The organism is Kitasatospora sp. NPDC127035 (assembly GCF_042726075.1).
Lineage (GTDB): Bacteria > Actinomycetota > Actinomycetes > Streptomycetales > Streptomycetaceae > Kitasatospora.
The window spans coordinates 1-2,129 of sequence record NZ_JBHXDN010000162.1; the positions used below are offsets into that span (position 1 = coordinate 1).

A 2,129-nucleotide genomic window follows, 5' to 3' on the forward strand; every position below is an offset into this window, starting at 1 on the left:
CTCGGCAGACGCATCGGCTGGCAGAAGACGGGAGGCCAGGCGCGGCCGCACAACCTCCCCCTGGTGCTGCTCGGCGCGGGCCTGCTGTGGTTCGGCTGGTTCGGTTTCAACGGCGGCTCCGCGCTGACCTCCGGCAACACCGCCTCCGTCGCCGTGCTGAACACCTTCACCGCCACCTGCTCCGCGATGCTCGGCTGGCTCCTCGTCGAGAAGCTCCGCTACGGCCACCCCACCAGCCTCGGCGCCGCGTCCGGTGCGATCGCCGGCCTCGTCGCGATCACGCCGTCCTGCGGTGCGGTCTCCCCGCTCGGCGCCCTCGCGCTCGGCGCCATCGGCGGCGCGGTGTGCGCCCTTGCTGTCGGCCTGAAGTACAGGTTCGGCTACGACGACTCCCTCGATGTCGTGGGTATCCACCTCGTCGGAGGCATCACCGGCACCGTGCTGGTCGGCTTCCTGGCCACGGCGGACGCCCCCAACGCCGTCGACGGCCTGCTCTACGGCGGCGGCCTCTCACTCCTCGGCAAGCAGGCGATGGGGGCCCTGTCCGTACTGGCGTACTCCTTCTGTGTGACCTGGCTGATCGCCAAGGCGCTCGACAAGACGATGGGCCTGCGGGTCCGCCCAGAGGTGGAGCAGGAAGGTGTCGACGTCCACCTGCACGCGGAGAGCGCCTACGACCTCACCCACGCACCGAGCACGGCCCCGGCGGCCTGACAGCCTCCGCGGCGCCGGACGACCGCAGCTGACCCCACAGGTCACAGCAGCGGCCCGCCACGCCCGGGAAGGGAGCGGCGGGCCACCGGGCCGGACGGCTACGCCTGGAACTCGGCGCTCTTCACGCCGTAGACCGTGGCGTTCGCCGGCCCCTCGACCAGGTCGACGACCCTCTATGACCGTTGCCGCGCTCGTGGCCCACGGCTGGGAAGGGTTTGACGGGGCCGACGCCCTGCTCTACGCGGTGACCTTCGGTATCGTCACCGCAGTCCTTGTCGAGCGGATCGGGAACAAGCCCGTGGCGAACCTCGCCTATGTCCTGCCCGTCGGCTTCGGTGTCCTCGCCGGGTTGGTCGCCGGCGTCATCCGGTCCCGGCAAGCCGGGTTCACGTCACCACCACGGCGGGCCCGACGAACCCATGGGGAGTAGTCGCCCAGGGAGCTCACGGGCAAGTTCTCCAGTAAAAATCCGAGTGGGGTGGGGAGTGATACCCACCCCGCTCTCTTGGTATAGGAGAATCCTTGATGGTTGATCGAAGACTCTGCAATACGTCCCGCCACCTGGTCACCAAGATTGATGCATGGAAGGAGGGGCCTCGGTCGATATCGTTCTTTGCCATCCTTCGGGAGACGTTGTGGGGAATTCTCATCATGTCCGCACTGGCCACGGTCCTGGTGCTGACCGTGAGTCCGATGGTTGGCGCAAGTGTGTTTGGCGTATCGGCCGTTGGGCTGGTCGTGGCTTTCGTGTTCTTTAAGGCCGCCGGACATCTGGGGTCCTGCTCGGTGAAGAAGGCGGTGTTCGCCTGCTTCGGGTGGTGGGAGATGGTCTGGTGATCTGAGAGTTCCGCCTCGCTACCCCACGCCGCACGTGATGGCGGTGAAGGAGGGGTGCTCGCGTCAGTCCGTAGTGGCACAGGGCCCGACGCGACGGGGCCTCACGTCCGAATCCGGCACGCGAAACAGATCGGTGGGTTTAGTGGCAAAATACACGATCGAGATCGAGAATCAAATCGACCAAATTGTCGAGTTGACACTCGAACCTGAGGGCGGGGACTTCTGGATTGCTCCCGGTGAGTCGCTGACAGTGACTAGCGAGGTTCCGGCGAAGACGGAAGTACCGTTTGTCGCCCAGGTGACGCCGGATGGAATTTCGGTATGGTCAAGCTATGGTAATGGTTCAATTTATAGCAGTTCTGGAGAAGGGCTTGACTATGGCTACAATAGGCCGGAATAGGCATATTCGGAACTGAAGGTAAATCACTCTTCGAACCCTCCTTCGGCCCGACGCCGGTGGCCCTGGAAGAAAGTTTCTTAAGAACACCCCCACGGCGCTCGGACGCGCACGGCACCGCCCGCAGGTGCGGCCGGACGTACACACCGGCCGCACCGGACACGCGGAAGGGCGCCCCCCC

General features: G+C 65.6%; 4 protein-coding genes. All 4 read left to right on the top strand.

From position 1 onward, the window contains the following. The coding region (locus ACFWIC_RS40970) for an ammonium transporter (RefSeq protein ID WP_380522290.1) at positions 1-714 on the top strand (714 nt) is incomplete at its 5' end. Between the two features lie 175 nt (positions 715-889). Then, entirely contained in the window at positions 890-1,144 is a 255-nt protein-coding gene (locus ACFWIC_RS40975) for a hypothetical protein (protein ID WP_380522292.1), read from the top strand. A gap of 95 nt (positions 1,145-1,239) precedes the next feature. Further along, positions 1,240-1,551, top strand: coding sequence for a hypothetical protein (locus ACFWIC_RS40980; protein WP_380522293.1), 312 nt, complete (start codon positions 1,240-1,242; stop codon positions 1,549-1,551). A 142-nt stretch (positions 1,552-1,693) separates the two neighbouring features. Continuing rightward, entirely contained in the window at positions 1,694-1,951 is a 258-nt protein-coding gene (locus ACFWIC_RS40985; protein WP_380522295.1) for a hypothetical protein, read from the top strand. Positions 1,952-2,129: the final 178 nt, after the last annotated feature.